Genomic DNA, 23,486 nt, shown 5'->3' with positions numbered 1-23,486 from the left:
GTCGCATCCGCCCGGCTCTCCCCGCTTGCAACGCGCCAGAACCGCTCACGGGTTCGATCCCGCCCCGGTCTTTCTGCCGCGCCCGGACCCACCCTAATCGCCGACGCGCGCGCTCCGGCAGGGCCGTCGCATCTCCTCCACTGTCCCGTGCGTCACGCCGCGCGCACCGGTCCGCCCGCGAGTGACAGACACTCGGCAGAGTGTGAGGAGGCCGTCCGGCAGTCGGCGCGGTCGACGGCCGACGGTTATGGCCGGCGGCCGACGGCTGGCGGGTCAGTCCATCCGGCGTGCGCTGCCCAGCAGTCCGGTCTCGGCGTCCGTCGCCTGGGTCATCACAAAGCGGCGGTCCCTCGCCGTGCACCACAGGGTGACGCCGTCGGCCAGGCTGGACAGCGCCTCGACCTCGGGCCGCGGCAGCTGCATGATGCGTCCGATCTGCGCCGCCTCATCCGGCGAGACCCGCTGAATGCCGACAAGCGTCGACTTCGCCATCAACCGCGGCGCAGCCGGGCTCAGATACGGCAGCAGCGTCACCACCGACTGCCAGGGGGCCGACACCACACGGCCGCGCGGAGGCCGCATCCCGCAGTCGCGTATCACCACCACGGGGCTGCCCGCGGACGGCCCCTGCGGAGGCACCCGCCCCACATCGTGCAGCGATATGCACTGCTGTCCGCCGCCGGCCGCCTGGGCCAGTGTGGTCCAGGCAGGACCGCGGCCGGTCTCCACGGTGACCCGTGCGCCGGTCGCCGCCGCACGCAGCGCCAGCACCTGCGCCGTCCACAGGCCGCCGATCAGCGTGACTTCGTACGGGGTGGGCCGGTTGACGCCGAGCACCGACGGCTTGCCCTCGGCGTCGACGCCGATGACCACACCGTCGTCCCCCACCGGCAGCGCCAGCGAGCCCAGTTGGTCCACGGGCAGCGTATGCCGCTCGCGGCGGGGGCCTATCAGCCCGAAACCGATCCGCGGCTTGGCAGTGGGCACAGTCATCAGCGGGCTCCCCCGAGCGGCAGAGTGGCGAGCATCCCGGGCAACTGCTCACGGTCGAGCCGCACCAGACCCGTCTTGACGCCCCGTGCGGTGCGCTCCAGCTCATGGCGGGCGGCGACCAGTTCCTCGTCGCTGCGCCCGGTGATCCGTATATGGCCGGTGACGGTCACGCCCCGCCGGTCGCCGCTCCCGATCGTGAGGCTGAACGTGGTGGCCAGCGCGGGCAGCGAGGTGAGCAGTGCGACGAGCTGCGGCATCGAGGCGCCGTCGCCGCCCAGTTGCGGCCAGCGGCCCACCCAGTAGGTGGTGTGCCGACGGTCGTCGACGCGCCAGGTGCGGGAGGTCTCCTGGGTGCGCCGCGAGGGTGCTTCGGCCCGGCCGGCCTGGGCTATCGCCAGCGGACTGGCGCAGGACGAGGTGGCCATCGCCGACGTCAGCTCCTCCTCGGTCAGCACCGTCGCCCGGAAACCGGCCCCGGTGAGCCTGCTCGCAAGCTGGTCCGCGGCCCGCACAAGGCACTTCTGCGCGCCTTCGAGGCCGCCGCCGCGCGCCTGCACCGCCTCGGGGCACAGCTCGGGGTCCAGCTTGAGCGCGACCCAGGTGATGCGCAGGGCCGGCGCGCCCGTCTGGGCCTGCAGCGGACCGTAGTTGCGCGCGGCCACCGACTGCTGCGGCAGATGGGGAGCGGGGGCGGGCTGGGTGTGCTGCACGATCTGGGCGGACTCCAGCCGGATGCCGTCGACCTCCAGCACATCCCGTATCAGCGTCATCGGCAGTGGCCGGGCGGCCCGGTCCTGCCGCAGCGCCGGCCCGTCCGCGGACTCGATCTGGAGCACCGCGGTCAGAAACGTGTCGTCGCCGATCATCCCGACCGGGCGCCGGTCGCGGTCGCTGTAGGTGTACGTCCGCAGCGCCGGGTCGCACTCGACGATCGGCGCCAGCCCCGGCTCGGTGCCCGGCGGGGGCACGAAGGTGGCGGCCCTGCGCCGGCGGGCGCGCAGGGCGAGGACCGTGGCGAGCCATTCCGGCAGCGAGCGCCGGTGTCTGCGCACCACGGCCAGCAGCACCAGCACCGCGGCCGCCACGCCCGCGGGAACCAGCATCAGCGGGTCCAGCACCCAGGCCGCCAGCAGCAGCGCGGCGGCGACCTCGACCAGTACGAGCTGTTGCAGTCGGAACGATCCGAAGTGTCCGGGGCGTCCGTGGAGCCGCGGCACAGCCGGCGTCGGGCCCTGGGGCGAGGTCTGTGCGGGCGGCCGCGCGGACGACCGTCCGCGGGCGCCGCGGGTGCTGCGAGGCGCGGGACGCGTCCGCGTCGCGGATGCCGTCATCGCGTCATCCCCCGGTTCATAAGGCCCCACTTCATCCCGATCACCCCTGTCCGCCCCCGTCGGGCAAGGCTCTTGGCGGCTGGATCACCCTACCCGCCACACGAGCGCCATCGATCAACAGGCATAGTAGGGGGCCGGTCCGACAATCAGGGCCCGGGGGACCGTGCTCACCACAGGGCCCCCACGGGGAGACAGCGCCTTTTTCACCAATGGGGACTCATGGCATCACGGCGGGATGAGCTCAACGCATACACCTTTGCGAAGAAGCGCACGGTGGCGGCATTCCTCCAGCCGTCGGCCACGGGCACCGAGGAGGGCGCGCCCCGCCCCCTGCGGGCCGTGGTCCCCGGTCTCATCGTGGGCGCGCTGGTCCTGGCGGGCTTCGGCGCGTTCGGCATGTTCAAGCCCAAGGCCCCGAAGGACTGGGCGCAGCCCGGCGCCAAGGTCATCGTCGGCAAGGACTCCACCACCCGCTATGTCGTCCTGACCACCGGCAAGGGCAAGGACAAGAAGACCCTGCTGCACCCGGTGCTGAACCTCGCCTCGGCCAGGCTGCTGCTCAACCCCCAGGAGTTCGGCGTCATCCAGGTCAGCGACGACATCCTGGACGCGGGCAAGCCGCCGCGCGGCCCGATCCTCGGCATTCCGTACGCCCCCGACCGGCTGCCCGGCGCCAAGGAGGCGGACAAGGACAAGCGGTGGGCGGTGTGCGAGCAGCCGGGCGGCGGCAAGAGCCGGTCCGTGCAGAAGGCCGCGTTCGTCTTCGGGGACCGCGATCTGAAGCTGACCGAGGGCAAGAACCGCCTCACCGGCGGCGAAGTCCTCTATGTCCAGGGCCAGAAGGAGTCCCCGCGCTATCTGGTGGACGCCTCGGGAACCAAATATCTCGTACGGGGCGCCGAGGCGGACGCCGAGGTGCTGACCCGCACCCTGGTCGGCGAGCGCAAGGAGCCGCAGCAGGTCACCGACGACTGGCTGGCCACGCTGCACGACGGCAGCCCTATCGACTTCCCGCGGATACCCGGCCAGGTCGGTCGGAGCGCGGGCGCCGGCGGAGGGCTGACCGGGACGCAGGACCGGGTCGGCATGGTGCTGAAGGCCCCGACGGGCACCGGGCCCCAGCACTATGTGGTGCTCCCGGGCAAGGTGCAGCCCGTCTCGGACTTCACCGCCTGGCTGCTCATCAACTCGCCGCAGACCGCGGACCTCGACATGGCGGGCGAGGCTGCCGCCGTCGACGCGGCCTCCTTCACCCCCGACACCGAGGTCTTCGGCGACGGGCTGCGCTGGCCCGAGTTGAAGGCCAAGCAGGTCAACTCCGCAGGCGGCGAGCGGGACACCGTCTGCAGCGTGCTGCGCAAGGTCGACGGCAAAGGCCGTACGACCCTGTCCACCTGGGCCGGCTCCGGCTACCCTGCGGAGATCACCGCGGGCGGCACCAGCACCTATGTCACCCCCGGCTCGGGCCTGCTGTACACCCAGGTCCAGGGCAAGCAGACCAAGCCGGACGGCTCCCTTTTCCTGGTCACGGACACCGGGCTGCGGTACGCGGTGCAGGCCAACGGCGACAGCAGCACGGAGCGCTCCGACATCGGGGCCGGCGGCCAGGAGCAGCAGTCGGACGGCCGTCCGGAGCCCAGCCAGGCGCAGGTGCGGCTCGGCTATGAGAACGTCACCCCGGCGCTGGTGCCGATCGTGTGGTCGGAGTTCCTGTCCAAGGGGCCGCGGCTGGACACCAACAGCGCACGTCAGCCGCAGGGCTCGTAAGAGGGGGAACCGTGCCCGCACCATTTCGCAAGGCCGCGCTGCTGACCGCCGCGACCGCGCTCTGCGGCGGCCTGGGCGCCGCGCCGCCTGCCTTCGCCGGGGAGGCAGGCCCTGTCGGCCTCGACGGCAGCGGCGAATGCACCTTCCCCATGAAGAAGCAGATCGAGGGCGCCCCCTGGCCGCTTCAGCGGGTGCTGCTCGATGAACTGTGGCAGGACACCAAGGGCAAAGGCGTACGCGTCGCCGTCATCGACACCGGTGTGGACAACGACAATCCGCAGCTCAAAGCGGCCGTCGACGCCTCGGCCGGCAAGGATCTGCTCAAGCCCGACAAGGAAGCCGGGAGCGACGACAAGCGCGGCAGGACCGACGGCACCGTCGACGAGGTCGGCCATGGCACCAAGGTCGCGGGCATCATCGCCGCCCGCCCACGGGAGGGAACCGGCTTCGTCGGACTGGCTCCCGAGTCGACGATCATCCCGATCCGCCAGAACGACGAGAAGAACAGCGGCAACGACCGCACGATGGCCGCGGCGATCGACCACGCGATCGCCAAGGGCGCCCAGGTCATCAACATCTCCCAGGACACCACCAAGCCGCTGACTACACAGTCCCCGCTCGGCCAGGCCGTTCAGCGGGCCCTCGACAAGGAGATCGTGGTCGTCGCCTCCGCGGGCAACGACGGCCTCGACGGCAAGCTCAAGAACACCTACCCGGCCGCCTTCCCCGGTGTCCTCGCCGTCGCCTCCTCCGACCGCAACAACGAGCGCGCGGCGTTCTCCCAGGCGGGAGAGTTCGTGGGCGTCGCCGCCCCGGGCGTGGACGTCGTCTCCACCGTCCCCGGCAACGGCCAGTGCATCGACAACGGCACCAGCTTCTCGGCCCCGTACGTCGCGGGGGTCGCCGCACTGCTGAAGGCCAAGTTCCCCGAGTGGAAGGCGCATCAGATCGTCGCGCAGATCCAGCAGACCGCCGAACGCGCCATCAACGGCCGCGACGACTACGTCGGCTGGGGCGTCGTCGACCCGGTCCGCGCCCTGGAGGCGGACCCCGCCCATCCGCCTCAGGCCCCGCAGGCCGACCCCGGCCCGCCCAAGCCGCCCGCGCCCGAACCGGCCCATCTGGCCATGACGGAGACTCCGCAGGAACGCCGCGAGCGCTATGCAACCTATGTGCTGGGCATCGGCGTCGTACTGGTGGCGGTGATCTCCGGGACGGCCGTGGTCCTCCGGGACACTCGGCGCAGAAGAGCTCACTGAGCCAAGCCCCCTTGAGGGGCTTTGCAGTTGGAACACCAGTTTCCAACTGGCTAGAGTGACCGCTGGACATCAGGCGCACTGGTGTTCAGCACGGGGGCGGCATCCATTCGGCTTCCGTCACAGTCACTGTCGCAGGAAGAAGGGGAAAGATGTCGGACGAAAATCTCAAGGTAACCAGTTCTGAGATCACGGAGCTGGCGCGCAAGATCAATGCCTTCCAGACGGAGCTCAATGCGCGCATCACATCGCTGAACGGTGTGGTCGACCGCATCCAGGCGGGCTGGAAGGGCGCGGCCAGCCAGGCGTACGACGTTGTGCAGAGCGATCTGAACAAGCAGCTGCGCAATGTCCAGCGGGACCTGGACAACCTCGAGAACCTGGTCAAGATGAGCGCCGACGGCTTCGACGCCCAGGAGATCGAGCGCATCAAGTCCTTCCAGGGGATGGAGAAGTCCCAGGGCAGCAGCGCCATCCTCAGCCTCTGATCCCGGTCGCCTTCGCTGAACTTCGTCACTAGGAGCACACCATGACCACTGCCGTCAATTACGACACCGTGACCCAGGCGGCCAGGGACGTCCGCGCCACCTCCTCGCACCTCAACGAGCAGCTGCGCATCCTCATGGGCCATGTCGCCCATGTCGCCCAGGGCTGGACCGGTGAAACCAAGGAGGCGTACACCACCATCCAGGGCAACACCGGCAAGGACATGGACGGTCTGAACCAGGACCTGGCCAAGATCGCCGCCCTGCTGGACCAGTCCGTCATCGGCTACCAGGACACGGACAAGGGCAACGCCGCCCGCTTCCGCATGATGCACTGAGACGCCCTGAGCCGTACCGGCTCACGCACAAGGGGGTTGCCCGCGAGCGCGGGCAACCCCCTTCGTCATGGCACGGCCAGGGCGGGCCGCCAGGCGCCGCCGGCGGCCTCACTGCAGGTCGAACTCCCCGTCCCGCGCCCCGAGGACAAACGCCTGCCACTCCGCCTCCGTGTACCGCAGCACCGTGTCGGGATCCAGCGAGGAACGCATGGCGACGGCTCCGCCGGGCAGGTGGGCGATCTCGACCCGCTCCTCGTCCTCACTCGTCCCCGGAGCACTCAGCCACTCGACGCCGGAGATGTCGAGCGCGTACAGCTCATCCTTCTGGCGTTCCTTCTCGCTTGCGTCAGCCATTGGCGCGGGTCCCCTCCCGAGGGTGCGACGAACGAGGTGCAGAGCCACCCTACTCCGGCGCGGCGACTATCCGTGCTGGTCCGGCAACAGACCCAGCTGCACCAGCGGGGCGCCGCGCCGGCGTGAGACGAACGTGCCGCGGCCCGGCGGCATCGGACGCGCCCTGACATTGCCGAGGATGTCGCCCTCGGCAGGATCGCCCGACATGATCACGCCCTGGGCGCCCAGCTCCTTCATACGCTGCATGACCGGCTCGTACATGGCACGCGAAGCCCCGGCCGAATTGCGGGCGATGATGAAGCGGATGCCCACGTCCCGCGCGAACGGCAGATGTTCCACCAGCACCGAGAGCGGATTGCCGGAGTTGGTCGTCACCAGCTCGTAGTCATCGATGATCACGAAGAGCTGCGGCCCGGTCCACCAACTGCGGTCCCGCAGCTGCTGCGGAGTGATGTCGGGCTGCGGCGCCCGCTTCTCCATCAGCGAGCTGATCGCGTTCATATGGACTTCCATGGACGACGCCATCGGTGCGTACTCCAACAGATGGGACGACGGCACCGCCTCCAGCATCGTGCGCCGGTAGTCGCCGACCATGATGCGCGCCTCATCAGGCGTGTACCGCTCGCAGATCTGCTTGCCGAGCAGCCGCAGCAGATTCGTCTTGCCCGACTCGCTCTCGCCGAAGACCAGGAAGAACGGGTCCGTCTCGAAGTCGACGAACACCGGCTCCAGATTCGTCTCGTCGATGCCGATCGCCACTCCGTGCTGGGGGTACTCGAAGCCCTTGGGCAACCGGTCGGCCCCGAGGCGGCGCGGCAGCAGCCGGATCGGCGGCGCCGGCGGGCCCGCCCAGGCGCTCTTGACGGCCTCGACGAAGGCCGCTGAGCCGTCCGCGAGGTCCATGGCCGAACTGCTTCCGTCGATCCTCGGCAGCGCGGCCATGAAGTGCAGCTTCTCCGGAACCTGGCCGCGCCCCGGCACGCCCGCGGGGACGTTGGCCGCGACCTTGCGGTCGAACTCGGAGTCCATCACATCACCGAGCCGCAGCTCCAGACGCCCCAGCATCTGGTCCTTGAGCGCCGCGCGCACCTCCATATAGCGCGCCGCGGTGATCACCACATGGACGCCGTAGCCGAGACCGCGGGCCGCGACGTCCGCGACGATGCCGTCCAGGCCCTCGTAGTCGTTCTTGAAGGGGCCCCAGCCGTCGATGACCAGGAAGACATCGCCCCACGCCTCGCCGGGCAGCTCGCCCGCCGCCCGCTTGCGCCGGTAGGTGGAGATGGAGTCGATCCCGTTGGCGCGGAAGAACTCCTCCCGCTTGTTCAGCACCCCCATCACCTCGGCGATCGCCCGGCGCACCCGCTCCGGGTCCAGCCGGGAGGCGACCCCGCCCACATGCGGCAGGTCCGCCAGCGACGCAAGACCGCCGCCGCCGAAGTCCAGCGCATAGAACTGCACCTCGGACGGGGTGTGCGTGAGCGCGAAGGACGAGATCAGCGTCCGCATCAGCGTCGACTTCCCGGACTGCGGACCGCCGACCACCATCATGTGGCCGGCCGCACCTGAGAAGTCCCGGTACAGCACCTCACGCCGCTGCTCGAACGGCTTGTCGATCAGGCCCAGCGGCACCGTGAGACCACCCGGACGCGTGTACTCCGTCGCCGTCAGCCCCCGGTCCTGCGTCGGGGCCAGCCCCGGCAGCAGCTGGTCCAGCGAAGGCGCCGTGTCCAGCGGCGGGAGCCACACCTGGTGCGCGGGCACGCCCTGGCCCTCCAGCCGGCGCACGATCACATCGAGCACCGTGTCCGCCAGCGCCTCGTCCTCCTCGTGGGCCGCCGACCGGGACGCGGCCGCCGGATCGGGCGCCGCGTACACCACCGGCACCGGCGCCGCCGTGAACAGCACCGGCCGCCGCTCCACCGCAAGCTGGCCCACCGGCAGCTCGGGGCCGCCCGTACGGTACGTCCCCGACACATACGCCGCCTTGAAGCGGGTCATCTCCTCCGTGCCGAACTTCAGATACCCCGAGCCGGGCACCGACGGCAGATGGTAGGCGTCCGGCACGCCGATCGCCGCCCGCGACTCCGCCGCCGAGAACGTCCGCAGACCGATCCGGTACGAGAGATACGTGTCCAGACCCCGCAGCTTGCCCTCCTCCAGGCGCTGCGAGGCCAGCAGCAGATGCACGCCCAGCGACCGGCCGATACGGCCGATCTGGATGAACATGTCGATGAAGTCCGGCTTGGCCGTCAGCAGTTCGGAGAACTCGTCAAGCACCAGCACAAGCGACGCCAGCGGCTCCAGCGGGGCGCCCGCCGCCCGCGCCTTCTCGTAGTCGTGGATGTTGGCGTAGTTGCCGGACTTGTGCAGCAGCTCCTGACGGCGCTGCAACTCGCCGCGGATCGCGTCGCCCATGCGGTCGACCAGCGTCAGATCGTCGGCCAGGTTGGTGATGACCGCCGCCACATGCGGCATCTGCGACATGCCCGCGAACGTCGCGCCGCCCTTGAAGTCCGCGAGGACGAAGTTCAGCGTCTCCGAGGAGTGCGTGACCGCGAGCCCCAGCACCAGGGTGCGCAGCAGCTCGGACTTGCCGGAACCGGTCGCGCCCACGCACAGCCCGTGCGGGCCCATGCCCTCCTGCGCGGCCTCCTTCAGATCCAGCATCACCGGCTGGCCGTCCTCGCCCACGCCGATCGGCACCCGCAGCCGCTCCGCGGTCGACCGCGGCCGCCAGGTGCGGGCCACGTCGATGCCGGCCGCGTCCCCCAGGTTGAGCAGATCCGTGAAGTCCAGGTTCGCCAGCAGCGGTTCGTCGTCGTCGCCACCGCCCATCCGCAGCGGCGCCAGCTGGCGCGCCAGCGCCTCTGCCGCCGGCAGCGACATGGCGTCCGGCACGCCCTCGTACGCCACGCCCGCACCGGACTCCAGACGCAGCCGTCCCGGCCGCACCACGACCGACAGACCGCCGCGCGGTTCCTCCAGTTCGCCCGGCACCACCTCGACGATGGTGACGCCCTGCAGTCCCTCGGCCGCGGCGAACAGCGAGTCCGGAGGCACCATCCCGCCGTCCAGCACCACGATCACATGCGGCTGGTCCAGCACCGGCGAGCCGTCACGGCTGAAGCGCGGGCGGCCGTCGAGCCTGCTGTGCATCAACTGCTCCAGCTCGCCCAGGTCGTCCCCGAACAGCCGCTTCGTGCCCGCGCCGTCCAGCTTGCCCGGCACCTGCGTATGCGGCAGCCATTTCGTCCAGTCCCAGCGCTCCTGCGAGCTGCGCGACGCCACCACCGCGAGCATCAGATCCTCGGGGGAGTGCAGGCTCGCCAGCTGCGCGACCATGGCCCGTGCCGCCGACTGCGCGGACTCCGGCTCCCCGGAGACCGTCACGTGGTAGAAGGCGCGCAGCGACACCGCCATCGGCAACCCGTCCAACGAGCCGTGCACCGCGAGGAACCGCTGCATAGCACCGGCCGCCAGCGGCTCCAGCTCGTCCACCGGAGCGGTGTCCGGGGCTATCAGCGGGGTCGCCAGCTGCTGCGCCCCCAGGCCGATGCGCACCTGGGCGAAGTCGTCGTCCCCCACGCGCCGTTCCCACAGCCGCGAGCCCTCGGCCACCACGGACCACAGCTGCTCGGGGGAGGGGTGCAGATACAGCTGCGCATCGCGCTGCCTGCGCGCGGTCTTGCGCACCGTCCGCCGCGTCTGCGCCAGGTACTTGAGGTAGTCGCGCCGGACATCGGCCATTTGCCCCTGCGTACCGCGGCGGTAGCGCACCACCTGGGCGACGACCATCGCGACCGTCGAGACCAGCATCAGCACACCCATGATGCGCATAAAGGGAGGGGCCTGCGGCGAGAAGAAGAACACCACCGACGAGCCCATGCCGAGCACCGGGAGGATCTGCATCAGCATGCCCTCCTGCTGACCCCGCGGCAGTTCGGGCGGAGCCTCCAGAGTCAGCTCGTCCGTGGGCACTTCAGGCGGCAGCGCCCTGGGCGGGCGTTTCACGACGATCTGGCTCACCGGAGCATCAATCCCTCAATACGGCAGAAGGCGGTCCGGCGGTTCTGCGCCGACGCCCCCGCGACGTCTTCTGCTGGCGGAACCCGACTCCGCGCGACGGCGATCCTACTTGCAGCCCGTGACACCGCCGCCCGGTAGGGTGGCGCGCGCAGTCCCGGCGCACTGCCCCGAGGGCGAGGCCGCACGCAGCGTGCGCAACCGCGAATCGAATCGAAGCGAACCAAATCGAAGCGAACCAAATCGAGGCGCCCGCCCGGAGCTTGCCCGGAGCCCGCCGGGGAGCCCATCGGGAAACCGATCGGGAAACCGCCCGGGTGCTCAACCGCGAATCAGCCGGCGGATCAGCCGCGAACCATGGGGGTCCAGAAACGTGAGTACGACCGCAACGACCGGCTTCTGCCGCGTCACCGTCGTGGCGCCCGACAGCCGCATCGACGTCGCACTCCCCGAGGACATAGCCGTCGCCGACGTCTACCCGGAGATCCTGCGCCTCACCGGCCAGAGCCAGGACCCCGGCGCCCCTGCCGGCTACCACCTGGTGCGCCGTGACGGCACCGTGCTCGACAGCGCTCGCTCGCTCGCCGCCCAACAGGTCCTCGACGGCGAGATCCTCAGCCTGCGCCCCTTCGCCGAGTCCCTTCCGCCGGCCGTCTTCGACGACGTCTCCGACGCCGTCGCCTCCGCCGTCGTACGCGACCGCCGTCTGTGGAGCGACGACCTGCTGCGCACCGCCGGGCTCATCGGCGGAGTACTGCTGCTCGTCCTGATGGGCTTCGTCCTGTGGTTCGCCGACCCCGTCCGGCACGACATGCACAGCCTGCCCGGCGTCATCGCGGGCGCGGCCGGCGTGCTGCTCACCGCCTTCGCCGGAGTGCGCGCCCGGGTCTACGCCGACCGGGCCACCGCCGTCGCCCTCGGTCTCGGCGCACTGCCGCTGCTGCTGATCGGCGGCTCCGGGATCATCGAGCCTGACGCGGGCGGCGGCCCCGGAAAGCTCCAGTTCCTGCTCGGCTGCGTCACGGTGCTGATCGCCTCCGTCGTCCTGGTCGCGCTCACCCCCAGCGGCGACGCCGCCTTCGTCGCCACCACCTTCCTCGCCGCCGTCGGCACCCTCGCCACCTTCGTCGCGATCCTCACCGAAGCCTCCGCCACCGCGACCGCCGCAGTCGTCGCACCCGTCGCCGTCGGGCTTGTCGCGTTCCTGCCCGGGCTGTCCGCCCGCTTCGCCCGGCTGCCCATCGGATACGCCTCCCCGCACAGCGCCGCCGCCGACGCGTTCGACGCCGACCCCGGCGAGACGGGCGGCGTCCCCGACGCCGAGCCCGTCGACGCCGACCGGATCGCCGCCCAGGCCCGCCGCGGCCACGAGATGCTCCTCGGCCTCGTCGGCGGCTGCGCGGCGGTCGTCGTCGGCTGCGCCGCCGTCCTCGGTTTCGCCGACGGCGTCTGGGCGCAGCTCCTCGCCCTCGCCGCCGGTCTCGCGATGCTGTTGCGTGCCCGGCTCTTCCGGTACACCTCACAGGTCGCCTGCGCCCTGGTCGCCGGTCTCGCCGCGATCGCCCTGCTGATCCTCGGTCTGTCCCTGAACCCGCCCGCGGCTCTCCTCCAGGACCTGCTGATGTACGGGGACCGCGGCGGTCTCGACATCCGTACGATCTGGCTCACCGCGGCCGTGGCCGCAGGCGCCGCGCTGCTCACCGCGATCGGCCTTGTCATCCCGAGGAAGGGCCTGTCCCCCTTCTGGGGCCGTCTGCTCGACCTCGCGGAAGGCGCCGTGCTGCTCTCCCTCGTGCCGCTCTGCCTGGCCGTCCTGGACGTCTACAGCGCCGCCCGCTCCCTGACGAGCTGACCGGCGGGGTCCGGAGCGGCGGAGCGGCGAGGCGGCCGTCCGTCGGCGGCTGGGGCGGCCGGGACGCGACGGTCTGGGCACGACGGTCTGGGCACGACGGTCTGGGCACGACGACCTGGCGCGCCGCACCCGGGGCGCGTTGCGAGGGGCGATGACCGGGGAGTAAGGGCGGCTCCCGGGGCTGGTACGCTGTGTGACGGCCGTTTGTGTACGCCATCCCCGGAGCCCTCCCGGTTCTGGGCGCAGCGCTCATCGGACCTTCGCCTCCGAGTCACGGAAGCTCCCCTGAGACCAAGACCAGGGGCACTCGCGGGCGCACGCATTCACGAAGGAGTTCCGAGTGTCTCTCGACGCCGCCACGAAGAAGCAGATCATGGCCGAGTTCGGCACCAAGGAGGGCGACACCGGCTCCCCCGAGGTCCAGGTCGCGCTGCTCTCCCGCCGCATCTCGGACCTGACCGAGCACCTCAAGACCCACAAGCACGACCACCACTCCCGCCGTGGTCTGCTGATCCTGGTCGGTCAGCGCCGCCGTCTGCTGCAGTACCTGGCCAAGAAGGACATCCAGCGCTTCCGTGCGCTGGTCGACCGTCTCGGCATCCGCCGCGGTGCGGCTGGCGCCAAGTAAGACGCTGTGAAGGGAGCGGTTCCCACTCGACAGGGGGCCGCTCCCTTCGCCGTATGCACGGCGGCTTTTCCACAGCTGCCGTCGCTCTGCGTGCGGGACGGCCCGGACGGGAACTAGTCTGGTCGCGCAGAGCCATATCGCGGAGCGACACTGTACAAAGCGGAATCGCTGTACAAGGCGGAATCGCTGTACGAAGCAGTGACGCTTGCTGTACGCAGTAGAGCGACAGACACAACCAAAGACGAGGAGAAGCCGCCTCAGCCGCCGGCCGCCGGTCCTCGGTAGTGGCCCCCGGAACCATCACCCCGGGTGCTTCGATCGAAGACCGGCCCGCAAGCGAAGCGCTTCTCCGCCCCGCCCCCGCCACACGGGCGAGCGGGCGACAGACGAAACGTAGGAGAAAACGCTAGTGGAGAACGAGACCCACTACGCCGAGGCCGTCATCGACAACGGCTCCTTCGGCACCCGCACCATCCGCTTCGAGACGGGCCGCCTGGCCAAGCAGGCCGCCGGCTCCGCCGTGGCGTACCTGGACGACGAGACCATGGTCCTGTCGGCCACCACCGCCTCCAAGAACCCCAAGGACCAGCTCGACTTCTTCCCCCTGACGGTGGACGTCGAGGAGCGGATGTACTCCGCCGGCAAGATCCCCGGCTCGTTCTTCCGCCGTGAGGGCCGCCCCTCAGAGGACGCCATCCTCACCTGCCGGCTGATCGACCGGCCGCTGCGCCCCTCCTTCAAGAAGGGCCTGCGCAACGAGATCCAGGTCGTCGAGACGATCATGGCCCTCAACCCCGACCACCTCTACGACGTGGTCGCGATCAACGCCGCCTCCTGCTCCACGCAGCTCGCGGGCCTGCCCTTCTCCGGCCCGATCGGCGGCACCCGCGTCGCCCTGATCAAGGGCCAGTGGGTCGCCTTCCCGACCCACACCGAGCTTGAGGACGCCGTCTTTGACATGGTCGTCGCAGGCCGCGTCCTGCCCGACGGCGACGTCGCGATCATGATGGTCGAGGCCGAGGCCACCGAGAAGACGATCGAGCTGGTCAAGGGCGGCGCCGAGGCGCCGACCGAGGAGATCGTCGCCGCCGGCCTCGACGCCGCCAAGCCCTTCATCAAGGTCCTGTGCAAGGCCCAGTCGGACCTCGCCGCCAAGGCCGCCAAGCCGACCGGCGAATTCCCCGTCTTCCTCGACTACGAGGACGACGTCCTGGAGGCGCTGACCGCCGCCGTCCGCCCCGAGCTGGCCCAGGCGCTGACCATCGCCGGCAAGCAGGAGCGCGAGGCGGAGCTCGACCGCGTCAAGCAGCTCGCCGCCGAGAAGCTCCTCCCGGAGTTCGAGGGCCGTGAGAAGGAGATCTCCGCCGCCTATCGCTCGCTGACCAAGAACCTGGTCCGTGAGCGCGTCATCAAGGAGAAGACGCGCATCGACGGCCGCGGCGTCACGGATATCCGTACGCTCGCCGCCGAGGTCGAGGCCATCCCGCGGGTGCACGGCTCGGCCCTGTTCGAGCGGGGCGAGACCCAGATCCTGGGCGTCACCACCCTCAACATGCTCCGCATGGAGCAGCAGCTGGACACCCTCTCCCCGGTGACCCGCAAGCGCTACATGCACAACTACAACTTCCCGCCGTACTCCACCGGCGAGACCGGCCGCGTCGGCTCCCCCAAGCGCCGCGAGATCGGCCACGGCGCGCTCGCCGAGCGCGCGCTGGTGCCGGTGCTCCCCACGCGCGAGGAGTTCCCGTACGCCATCCGCCAGGTCTCCGAGGCGCTCGGCTCCAACGGCTCCACCTCCATGGGCTCCGTCTGCGCCTCCACCATGTCGCTGCTGAACGCCGGTGTGCCGCTGAAGGCCCCCGTCGCCGGCATCGCCATGGGCCTGATCTCCCAGGAGGTCGACGGCGAGACCCACTACGTCACCCTCACCGACATCCTCGGTGCGGAGGACGCCTTCGGCGACATGGACTTCAAGGTCGCCGGCACCAAGGAGTTCGTCACCGCGCTCCAGCTCGACACCAAGCTGGACGGCATCCCGGCCTCCGTCCTGGCCGCGGCCCTCAAGCAGGCCCGTGACGCCCGCCTCCACATCCTCGACGTGATGATGGAAGCGATCGACACCCCGGACGAGATGTCCCCCAACGCCCCGCGGATCATCACCGTCAAGATCCCCGTGGACAAGATCGGCGAGGTCATCGGCCCCAAGGGCAAGATGATCAACCAGATCCAGGAGGACACCGGCGCCGACATCACGATCGAGGACGACGGCACCATCTACATCGGCGCCGCCGACGGCCCGGCCGCCGAGGCCGCCCGCGCCACGATCAACGGCATCGCCAACCCGACCATGCCGGAGGTCGGCGAGCGCTACCTGGGCACGGTCGTCAAGACGACCACCTTCGGCGCGTTCGTCTCCCTGCTCCCGGGCAAGGACGGCCTGCTGCACATCTCGCAGATCCGCAAGCTCGCCGGCGGCAAGCGCGTGGAGAACGTCGAGGACGTGCTCGCCGTGGGTTCCAAGGTCCAGGTCGAGATCGCGGAGATCGACTCCCGCGGCAAGCTCTCCCTGATCCCCGTGATCGAGGGCGAAGAAGGCGACGAAACGAAGGACGACGCCGCCAAGTGACCTCCCGTAGTCCCCGGCCGACGGCCCGCACCTCCTCGGAGGCGCGGGCCGTCGCCCGTACCCAAACGCTCCTCAAGGGCAAGGACGGCATCGGCACCGTCCGGCGCACCATCCTCCCCGGCGGACTGCGCATCGTCACCGAGACCCTGCCCTCCGTACGGTCGGCGACCTTCGGCATCTGGGCACACGTCGGCTCCCGAGACGAGACGCCGTCGCTCGGCGGAGCCACGCACTATCTCGAGCATCTGCTGTTCAAGGGCACGCACCGGCGCTCCGCCCTCGACATCTCCGCCGCCCTCGACGCCGTCGGCGGCGAGATGAACGCCTTCACGGCCAAGGAGTACACGTGCTACTACGCGCGCGTGCTCGACACCGATCTGCCGCTGGCCATCGACGTCGTCTGCGACATGCTCACCGGCTCGCTGATCCAGCAGGAGGACGTCGACGCCGAGCGCGGCGTGATCCTCGAAGAGATCGCGATGACGGAGGACGACCCGAGCGACTGCGTCCACGACCTGTTCGCGCACACCATGTTCGGCGACACCCCGCTCGGGCGCCCCGTCCTGGGCACCGTCGACACCGTGGGCGCGCTGACCTCCGACCGCATCCGCCGCTTCTACAAGAAGCACTACGACCCCACCCACCTGGTCGTGGCCGCCGCGGGCAACGTCGACCACGCTGCCGTCGTACGCCAGGTCCGCCGCGCCTTCGACAGGGCCGGCGCCCTCGGCGACACCGCCGCGCTGCCGCTCGCCCCGCGCGACGGCCACCGCTCCCTGCGCACCGCCGGCCGGGTCGACCTGCTCGGCCGCAGGACGGAGCAGGTCCATGTCGTCCTCGGCATGCCCGGCCTCGCCCGCACCGACGAGCGCCGCTGGGCCATGGGCGTCCTCAACACCGCCCTCGGCGGCGGCATGTCCTCCCGCCTCTTCCAGGAGGTCCGGGAGAAGCGTGGCCTCGCCTACAGCGTGTACTCGTACACCTCCGGCTTCGCCGACTGCGGGCTCTTCGGCGTCTACGCGGGCTGCCGACCCAGCCAGGTTCACGATGTGCTCAAGATCTGCCGCGGCGAGCTGGAGCGCGTCGCCTCCGAAGGACTGCCGGACGACGAGATCGCCCGTGCCGTCGGACAGCTCTCCGGCTCCACCGTCCTCGGCCTGGAGGACACCGGCGCGCTCATGAACCGCATCGGCAAGAGCGAGCTGTGCTGGGGCGCCCAGATGTCGGTCGACGACATGCTGGCGAAGATAGCCGCAGTCACTCCCGACGATGTACGCGCCGTCGCCGCCGACGTCCTGGGACGCCGTCCCTCGCTGTCGGTGATCGGCCCGCTGAAGGACCGACAGGCCGACCGACTGCACGAAGCCGTTTCCTAGATCCTTCTCGTAGAGAGAGCAGAGCAATGAGCAAGCTGCGCGTGGCCGTCCTGGGAGCCAAGGGGCGGATCGGCTCCGAAGCCGTACGGGCCGTGGAGGCCGCCGAGGACATGGAGCTGGTCGCGGCCCTCGGACGCGGCGACAAGCTGGAGACCCTCGTCGACCAGGGCGCCCAGGTCGCGGTCGAGCTGACCACTCCCGCCTCGGTGATGGGCAATCTCGACTTCCTGGTACGCCACGGCATCCACGCCGTCGTCGGCACCACCGGCTGGACCGACGAGCGCCTCGCGCATCTGCGCACCTCCCTCGACGCCGCGCCGCAGACCGGTGTGCTCATCGCACCCAACTTCTCCATCGGCGCGGTCCTCACCATGAAGTTCGCGCAGATCGCCGCCCCCTACTTCGAGTCGGTCGAGGTCGTCGAGCTGCACCACCCGAACAAGGTCGACGCCCCTTCGGGCACCGCCACCCGCACGGCCCAGCTGATCGCCGCGGCCCGCGCAGAGGCCGGCTGCGACCCGCAGCCGGACGCCACGACCGCCGCCATGGACGGAGCCCGCGGCGCGAACGTCGACGGGGTGCCCGTGCACGCCGTACGGCTCCGCGGCCTGCTGGCCCACCAGGAGGTGCTGCTCGGCGGCGAGGGCGAGACCCTCACCGTCCGCCATGACTCGCTGCACCACAGCAGCTTCATGCCGGGCATCCTGCTGGGCGTCCGCCGCGTCGTCACCACCCCGGGCCTCACCTTCGGCCTGGAACACTTCCTCGACCTGGGCTGAGCGGAACCGCCATGCGCGCAAAGATCACGTACGTCATCACGGCTGCCGTCCTGGTCGTCTACTTCGTCCTGGTCGGCAGCCGGGGGGTGCTCCTGATCCAGGAGGGCACCGCGCTCACCGTCACCTTCGGGTGTGCGGTGCTGATCCTTCCGCTGATCGGCGTCTGGTTCCTCTGGAAGAACACCCAGTTCGTCACCAAGGCCAACAAGCTGGCCGCAGAACTGGAGGCGGAGGGCGGACTGCCGGTCGACGAGCTGGCACGCACCCCCGGCGGCCGTATCGACCGGGAATCAGCGGACGCGGTGTTCGCCGCACGGCGGGCGGAGACGGAGGACTCTCCGAGCGACTGGCGCTGCTGGTTCCGGCTCGCCGTGGCCTACCACGACGCCCGTGATACCCCGCGCGCCCGCAAGGCGATGCAGCACGCGATCGCCCTCCACGAGGGCCGCGCCTGACGTGACCGGGGGCTCCGCCCCCAGGACCCCCGGCTCCTCGAACGCAAGCACCATCAAGCCCCGCCGGCGTTTGAGGGGCAGGGGCCCCCGGGGTGCAGCCCGTAAGCGCGGGGTCTGGGGCGGGGCCCCGGTCACCGGTACTCGCAGGCCCACGCCTCCACCGCGTCCGCCGCCCGGTCAAACGCCTCCGTACGCGACAGAAAGTCCGCATTGTGGTCCGTGAGCAACGGCACCGCCCCACCCGCGCCACCCCGCCGTACGAGGACGAGCGCCTGCCCCTGCACGGTCCGCGGCATCGCGAGCCAGCGCACCGGCTGCTGCACCGTCCGCACGGCCTCGACCCGGCCCCACGCCAGCGTGGCGGTGGCGAAGAACCCCACTCGCCGCAGGCCGTGGCGGCTCACCCACACGCCCATGCGCAGCAGCCGCAGCGCCACCACGGTGATGGCGAGCCCCAGGCCCAGGCACACCGTGGCTCCGTCCGTCGCCCCGGCGAAGGCGACGATCATCGCCGCCAGGAACACGAACGACGCCAGAAGCAGCAGCAGCGCGGCCATGCCCACACGCCAGGGGCCCGGCCGATAGGGACGCCGCCACTGGTCGTGGTCGTCGAAGGGCAGCGCGGCGTCGGATGAGTCCGCGTCGAATGTACGGTCGGCCGTCAGAAAGGGCAGGGGCACGACGGTTCCTCACTCACCAGCGCACGCGGGACGGCGCACTCGTTGGGGCTGTGACCGGTGAGGCTATCGAGGCGGTCCCGGGCCGACTACCTCAGGGGCCGCCTGATCAGCGCCCGTCGGTGGCCGCCGACTGCTGTGTATGCCCCGGCGACTGGCTGGTCTCCAGCGCGGGCAGCCCGAAGAGCAGCGAGCCCACCAGTCCGGACACGAGGGTCAGCCCGATCAGCGTACGGCCCGCGAGCTGAGAGAGGCTGGGACGTTCGCGCGGCGGAGGAGTGACGTTACTGCGGAAGCGATCGGCATCCGCGACGAATGCGAACGGAACGGCCTCTCGCCGGGTGAACATGAGGGTGGCCTCCTCGGGCTGGTGTTTGATCACTGCTACTGGTACAGACGAGAGAAAGCGCCATTTGGTGCCGTAAATCTCTCCGGCCCCCGTTCGGCCCGGACAGGCCGCTCGTTAGAGTGGTCGCCGCCGTCGTAACCGGAAGGACCCCAGTGCCACCCACCCCCGCTGACAGCGCCGAGCCCGAGTTCCGCAGTGATGTGACCGCAGACCTGGTGAGAAGCAGCGCCCAGGACTCGGACGTGCTCTGGGCAGCGCGCGTCTCGACTCTCGGTGAGCAGTCCCTCGAAGAGCTCTCAAAGGACCCGGAGCGCTCCAAGGGCCTGATCAACTTCCTGATGCGGGACCGGCACGGCAGCCCCTTCGAGCACAACTCGATGACGTTCTTCATCAGCGCCCCGATCTTCGTCTTCCGCGAGTTCATGCGGCACCGCGTGGGCTGGTCGTACAACGAGGAGTCCGGGCGCTACCGGGAGCTCCGACCGGTCTTCTACGTCCCGGGGCCGGACCGCAAGCTCGTCCAGGAGGGGCGGCCCGGCAAGTACGTCTTCGTCGAGGGCACCGACAAGCAGCACCAGGTGGTCACCGAGGGCATGGAGTCCTCGTACCGCCGTGCGTACGAGGAGTACCAGACCATGCTCGCCGCGGGCGTCGCCCGCGAGGTGGCCCGCTCGGTCCTCCCTGTCGGCCTGTACTCCTCCATGTACGCAACCTGCAATGCCCGCTCGCTGATGCACTTCCTCGGTCTGCGTACGCAGCACGAGATGGCGAAGGTCCCGTCCTTCCCACAACGTGAGATCGAGATGGTCGGCGAGAAGATGGAAGAGCACTGGGCCAGGCTGATGCCGCTGACGCACGCGGCCTTCAACGCCAACGGCCGCATCGCCCCCTGAGGGCGCAGCAAAGCGACCAGAAGGGTACAAACGTACGAATCGGTCCGGTGAAGTGTCCGTATTGCGGCGCTTCGAGAACTTCATCTAGGCTGATCAAACGGACCCGGCACTGCTTGAACCCCCGAGCAGGCAGTGCCGGGCTCCGCATGTCACGTCAGACGTCACGTCCCCCGAGGGGACACACCGTACTGAGCAGCGAGTAGCGTGTTACCCATGGCACCGATCTCCACCCCGCAGACCCCTTTCGGTCGGGTCCTCACCGCCATGGTCACGCCCTTCACGGCGGACGGCGCTCTCGATCTTCCCGGCGCCCAGGCGCTGGCCGCCCATCTGGTGGACGCAGGCAATGACGGCCTGATCGTCAACGGCACCACCGGAGAGTCGCCCACCACCAGCGACGCGGAGAAAGACCGGCTCGTACGCGCGGTGCTGGAAGCGGTCGGAGACCGGGCCCATATCGTCGCCGGCATCGGCACCAACGACACCCGCCACAGCATCGAGCTCGCCCGCGCCGCCGAGGGTGCCGGCGCCCACGGCCTGCTCGCGGTCACGCCGTACTACAACAAGCCCCCTCAGGAGGGCCTGCTCCGCCACTTCACGGCGATCGCCGACGCCACCGAGCTGCCCGTGATGCTCTACGACATCCCGGGCCGCAGCGGCGTCCCCATCGACACCGAGACGATCGTCCGCCTCGCCGACCACCCGCGCATCGTCGCCAACAAGGACGCCAAGGGCGACCTCGGCCGCGCCAGCTGGGCCATCGCCCGGTCCGGCTTGGCCTGGTACTCCGGCGACGACATGCTCAACCTCCCCCTCCTGTCGGTCGGCGCCGTCGGCTTCGTCTCGGTCGTCGGCCATGTCGTCACCCCCGAGCTGCGCGCTCTGCTCGACGCCCACCTCAACGGCGACGTCTCCAAGGCCACCGAGATCCACCAGCAGCTGCTCCCGGTCTTCACGGGTATGTTCCGCACCCAGGGTGTAATCACCACCAAGGCCGCGCTCACGCTCCAGGGCCTGCCGGCCGGACCGCTGCGCCTTCCACTGGTGGAGCTCTCCCCGGAGGAAACCGCCCAGCTCAAGATCGACTTGGCGGCGGGCGGGGTACAGCTCTGACGTCGGCGGGGTACTGCTGAGGACAACGGACTTCATAACTGAATACGCGTAGCAGTCCGACCGGCATACGGCGGACCACGACAACAGCAAGTGCACGAAATGTCATGTACGCCACGTGCCTCGACGGTACGTGGCGTACATGGTGAGGAGAGTCTTTTGAGTCATCCGCATCCTGAACTCGGCGCTCCGCCGAAGCTCCCCAAGGGCGGCCTGCGCGTCACCCCGCTGGGCGGGCTGGGCGAGATCGGCCGGAACATGACGGTCTTCGAGTACGACGGCCGGCTGCTGATCGTCGACTGCGGCGTGCTCTTCCCCGAAGAGGAGCAGCCCGGAGTCGACCTGATCCTGCCGGACTTCACGATTCTCCAGGACCGCCTCGACGACATCGAGGGCATCGTGCTCACGCACGGCCATGAGGACCACATCGGTGGCGTCCCGTTCCTGCTCCGGCTGAAGCCCGACATCCCGCTGATCGGGTCCAAGCTGACGCTCGCCCTGATCGAGGCGAAGCTCCAGGAGCACCGCATCCGTCCGTACACCCTCGAGGTCGCCGAGGGGCACCGCGAGCGCATCGGCCCCTTCGACTGCGAGTTCGTCGCGGTCAACCACTCCATCCCGGACGCGCTGGCCGTCGCCATCCGCACACCTGCGGGCATGGTCGTCCACACGGGTGACTTCAAGATGGACCAGCTCCCGCTGGACCGCCGCCTCACGGACCTGCCGACCTTCGCCAAGCTGGGCGAGGAGGGCATCGACCTCCTGCTCTCCGACTCGACGAACGCCGAGGTCCCCGGATTCGTCCCGCCCGAGCGGGATATCTCCAACGTCCTGCGGCAGGTCTTCGCCGGCGCCCAGAAGCGGATCATCGTCGCCAGCTTCGCCAGCCATATCCACCGCATCCAGCAGATCCTCGACGCAGCCCATGAATACGGCAGGAGGGTCGCCTTCGTCGGCCGCTCGATGGTCCGGAACATGGGGATCGCCAGGGACCTGGGCTACCTCCGGGTGCCCGCCGGTCTGGTCGTCGACGTCAAGACGCTGGACGACCTGCCCGACGACGAGGTCGTGCTCGTCTGCACGGGCAGCCAGGGCGAGCCCATGGCGGCACTGTCCCGCATGGCCAACCGCGACCACCAGATCCGCATCGTGCAGGGCGACACGGTGATCCTGGCGTCGTCCCTCATCCCGGGCAATGAGAACGCCGTCTACCGCGTGATCAACGGGCTGACCCGGTGGGGTGCGAACGTCGTCCACAAGGGCAACGCCAAGGTGCACGTCTCGGGTCATGCCTCGGCCGGTGAGCTGCTGTACTTCTACAACATCTGCAAGCCGAGGAACCTGATGCCGGTCCACGGCGAGTGGCGTCATCTGCGCGCCAACGCCGAGCTCGGCGCTCTGACGGGTGTCCCCAAGGACCACATCGTGATCGCCGAGGACGGCGTTGTGGTCGACCTGGTCGACGGCAAGGCCAGGATCGTCGGCAAGGTCCAGGCCGGCTATGTGTACGTCGACGGCCTCTCGGTCGGCGATGTCACCGAGGCCGCGCTCAAGGACCGGCGCATCCTCGGCGACGAGGGCATCATCTCGGCTTTCGTGGTGGTCGACTCCACCACGGGCAAGGTCGTAGGAGGCCCGCACCTCCACGCCCGAGGCTCCGGCATCGAGGACGCGGCCTTTGACGCGGTCATCCCGAAGATCGAGGAGGCCATCGCCAAGGCAGCCCAGGACGGCGTCGTCGAGCCCCATCAGCTCCAGCAGCTCGTCCGCCGCACGCTGGGCAAGTGGGTCTCCGACACCTACCGCCGCCGCCCGATGATCCTCCCGGTCGTCGTCGACGTCTGACGGCCCCTCACCGGGCCTGCGTGCTCGGGCAGGTGTGAGCGGGGCCCCCGATTTGCGTCGGGGAGCCCCGCTCCAGTACGTTTACGTCTCCGCCTGCACGGGAACCCGACGCACTTGTGTGCTCGGACCGCATCCCGGAAGAGGTCGGGAATTCCGACTCAGAACCTCTGATAAAGTCGGTCCGGCCGAAAGGCAGCCGAAAGGCAAAAGGCCCTCCAACGGCCACTGGAAACGGATTCCGCACCGGAAACGGAACGGGAAAAGGATCTGGTAAGGTTGGAAACACCGAAGGGAAGCGCCCGGAGGAAAGCCTGGACCGGTTGGTCGGGGTGAGTACGAAGGAAGC

General features: G+C 69.9%; 19 protein-coding genes. 13 read left to right on the top strand and 6 right to left on the bottom strand.

The features are described 5' to 3' along the window. Window positions 1-273: 273 nt before the first annotated feature. Together QCN29_RS30985 and eccE are read right to left on the bottom strand one after the other, a co-directional pair. Window positions 274-993 carry a hypothetical protein gene (locus QCN29_RS30985; RefSeq protein ID WP_279932344.1) on the bottom strand — a complete coding sequence of 240 codons (720 nt, stop codon included), beginning with the start codon at window positions 991-993 and terminating at the stop codon, window positions 274-276. Further along, the gene (eccE, locus tag QCN29_RS30980) at window positions 993-2,324 is read right to left on the bottom strand and encodes a type VII secretion protein EccE (protein WP_279932343.1); all 1,332 of its coding nucleotides are present in this window, start codon (window positions 2,322-2,324) and stop codon (window positions 993-995) included. The genes QCN29_RS30985 and eccE overlap by 1 nt, the downstream gene beginning before the upstream one ends. 219 nt (window positions 2,325-2,543) lie before the next feature. Between eccE and eccB the strand changes: the two genes are divergently transcribed. From eccB to QCN29_RS30960, 4 genes are all read left to right on the top strand, one after another. Beyond that, window positions 2,544-4,091, top strand: coding sequence for a type VII secretion protein EccB (eccB, locus tag QCN29_RS30975; RefSeq protein WP_279932342.1), 1,548 nt, complete (start codon window positions 2,544-2,546; stop codon window positions 4,089-4,091). A gap of 11 nt (window positions 4,092-4,102) precedes the next feature. Next, window positions 4,103-5,350, top strand: a complete 1,248-nt coding sequence (gene mycP / locus QCN29_RS30970) for a type VII secretion-associated serine protease mycosin (protein ID WP_398860313.1) — start codon at window positions 4,103-4,105, stop codon at window positions 5,348-5,350. Window positions 5,351-5,499: 149 nt separating this feature from the next. Next, complete coding sequence (locus tag QCN29_RS30965) at window positions 5,500-5,835, top strand: WXG100 family type VII secretion target (RefSeq protein ID WP_279932341.1); 336 nt, start codon at window positions 5,500-5,502, stop codon at window positions 5,833-5,835. 41 nt (window positions 5,836-5,876) lie between these two features. Continuing rightward, window positions 5,877-6,170: a WXG100 family type VII secretion target gene (locus tag QCN29_RS30960; RefSeq protein WP_279932340.1), complete on the top strand. Its 294-nt coding sequence runs from the start codon at window positions 5,877-5,879 to the stop codon at window positions 6,168-6,170. A 108-nt stretch (window positions 6,171-6,278) separates the two neighbouring features. On the opposite strand, the gene QCN29_RS30955 is transcribed toward QCN29_RS30960, so the two are convergent. Together QCN29_RS30955 and eccCa are read right to left on the bottom strand one after the other, a co-directional pair. Then, window positions 6,279-6,524 (bottom strand): DUF397 domain-containing protein, encoded by a 246-nt coding sequence (locus QCN29_RS30955; RefSeq protein WP_279932338.1) that lies wholly within the window; start codon window positions 6,522-6,524, stop codon window positions 6,279-6,281. A 66-nt stretch (window positions 6,525-6,590) separates the two neighbouring features. Beyond that, window positions 6,591-10,553, bottom strand: a complete 3,963-nt coding sequence (gene eccCa / locus QCN29_RS30950; RefSeq protein ID WP_279932337.1) for a type VII secretion protein EccCa — start codon at window positions 10,551-10,553, stop codon at window positions 6,591-6,593. A gap of 370 nt (window positions 10,554-10,923) precedes the next feature. Here eccCa and eccD point away from each other — a divergent pair, with 370 nt between their 5' ends. The 6 genes from eccD (at window position 10,924) to QCN29_RS30920 (ending at window position 18,266) form a co-directional block, all read left to right on the top strand. Then, a complete protein-coding gene (gene eccD / locus QCN29_RS30945) occupies window positions 10,924-12,402 on the top strand; it encodes a type VII secretion integral membrane protein EccD (RefSeq protein WP_279932336.1) in 1,479 nt (492 codons plus the stop codon). 340 nt (window positions 12,403-12,742) lie between these two features. Beyond that, a complete protein-coding gene (rpsO, locus tag QCN29_RS30940; RefSeq protein ID WP_031484852.1) occupies window positions 12,743-13,030 on the top strand; it encodes a 30S ribosomal protein S15 in 288 nt (95 codons plus the stop codon). 409 nt (window positions 13,031-13,439) lie between these two features. Further along, window positions 13,440-15,656, top strand: a complete 2,217-nt coding sequence (locus QCN29_RS30935) for a polyribonucleotide nucleotidyltransferase (RefSeq protein WP_279932334.1) — start codon at window positions 13,440-13,442, stop codon at window positions 15,654-15,656. Further along, window positions 15,653-17,032, top strand: coding sequence for a M16 family metallopeptidase (locus tag QCN29_RS30930; RefSeq protein WP_279932332.1), 1,380 nt, complete (start codon window positions 15,653-15,655; stop codon window positions 17,030-17,032). The genes QCN29_RS30935 and QCN29_RS30930 overlap by 4 nt, the downstream gene beginning before the upstream one ends. A 26-nt stretch (window positions 17,033-17,058) precedes the next feature. After that, window positions 17,059-17,811 carry a 4-hydroxy-tetrahydrodipicolinate reductase gene (gene dapB / locus QCN29_RS30925; RefSeq protein ID WP_279932331.1) on the top strand — a complete coding sequence of 251 codons (753 nt, stop codon included), beginning with the start codon at window positions 17,059-17,061 and terminating at the stop codon, window positions 17,809-17,811. Window positions 17,812-17,822: 11 nt separating this feature from the next. Next, window positions 17,823-18,266 carry a hypothetical protein gene (locus QCN29_RS30920; protein WP_279932330.1) on the top strand — a complete coding sequence of 148 codons (444 nt, stop codon included), beginning with the start codon at window positions 17,823-17,825 and terminating at the stop codon, window positions 18,264-18,266. A gap of 131 nt (window positions 18,267-18,397) precedes the next feature. On the opposite strand, the gene QCN29_RS30915 is transcribed toward QCN29_RS30920, so the two are convergent. Continuing rightward, entirely contained in the window at window positions 18,398-18,946 is a 549-nt protein-coding gene (locus QCN29_RS30915; RefSeq protein WP_279932329.1) for a hypothetical protein, read from the bottom strand. 106 nt (window positions 18,947-19,052) lie between these two features. Next, the gene (locus QCN29_RS30910; protein ID WP_279932328.1) at window positions 19,053-19,292 is read right to left on the bottom strand and encodes a hypothetical protein; all 240 of its coding nucleotides are present in this window, start codon (window positions 19,290-19,292) and stop codon (window positions 19,053-19,055) included. A gap of 152 nt (window positions 19,293-19,444) precedes the next feature. Between QCN29_RS30910 and thyX the strand changes: the two genes are divergently transcribed. The 3 genes from thyX to QCN29_RS30895 all read left to right on the top strand — a co-directional run bounded on the left by thyX (window position 19,445) and on the right by QCN29_RS30895 (window position 23,140). Further along, window positions 19,445-20,185, top strand: coding sequence for an FAD-dependent thymidylate synthase (gene thyX / locus QCN29_RS30905; protein WP_279932327.1), 741 nt, complete (start codon window positions 19,445-19,447; stop codon window positions 20,183-20,185). Window positions 20,186-20,398: 213 nt separating this feature from the next. Continuing rightward, complete coding sequence (gene dapA / locus QCN29_RS30900; RefSeq protein ID WP_279932326.1) at window positions 20,399-21,298, top strand: 4-hydroxy-tetrahydrodipicolinate synthase; 900 nt, start codon at window positions 20,399-20,401, stop codon at window positions 21,296-21,298. A 156-nt stretch (window positions 21,299-21,454) separates the two neighbouring features. After that, window positions 21,455-23,140: a ribonuclease J gene (locus QCN29_RS30895; RefSeq protein WP_279932325.1), complete on the top strand. Its 1,686-nt coding sequence runs from the start codon at window positions 21,455-21,457 to the stop codon at window positions 23,138-23,140. Window positions 23,141-23,486 lie beyond the last annotated feature (346 nt).

Source organism: Streptomyces chengmaiensis (assembly GCF_029846775.1).
GTDB classification, from domain to species: domain Bacteria; phylum Actinomycetota; class Actinomycetes; order Streptomycetales; family Streptomycetaceae; genus Streptomyces; species Streptomyces chengmaiensis.
This window is presented reverse-complemented; position numbering and strand designations above follow the sequence as displayed.

Bases quoted from the DNA above. Each gene is read 5' to 3' on its own strand.
- QCN29_RS30985 (WP_279932344.1), bottom strand. From the start codon at position 993: ATGACTGTGCCCACTGCCAAGCCGCGGATCGGTTTCGGGCTGATAGGC.
- eccE (WP_279932343.1), bottom strand. From the start codon at position 2,324: ATGACGGCATCCGCGACGCGGACGCGTCCCGCGCCTCGCAGCACCCGC.
- eccB (WP_279932342.1), top strand. From the start codon at position 2,544: ATGGCATCACGGCGGGATGAGCTCAACGCATACACCTTTGCGAAGAAG.
- QCN29_RS30965 (WP_279932341.1), top strand. From the start codon at position 5,500: ATGTCGGACGAAAATCTCAAGGTAACCAGTTCTGAGATCACGGAGCTG.
- QCN29_RS30960 (WP_279932340.1), top strand. From the start codon at position 5,877: ATGACCACTGCCGTCAATTACGACACCGTGACCCAGGCGGCCAGGGAC.
- QCN29_RS30955 (WP_279932338.1), bottom strand. From the start codon at position 6,524: ATGGCTGACGCAAGCGAGAAGGAACGCCAGAAGGATGAGCTGTACGCG.
- dapB (WP_279932331.1), top strand. From the start codon at position 17,059: ATGAGCAAGCTGCGCGTGGCCGTCCTGGGAGCCAAGGGGCGGATCGGC.
- QCN29_RS30920 (WP_279932330.1), top strand. From the start codon at position 17,823: ATGCGCGCAAAGATCACGTACGTCATCACGGCTGCCGTCCTGGTCGTC.
- QCN29_RS30910 (WP_279932328.1), bottom strand. From the start codon at position 19,292: ATGTTCACCCGGCGAGAGGCCGTTCCGTTCGCATTCGTCGCGGATGCC.
- dapA (WP_279932326.1), top strand. From the start codon at position 20,399: ATGGCACCGATCTCCACCCCGCAGACCCCTTTCGGTCGGGTCCTCACC.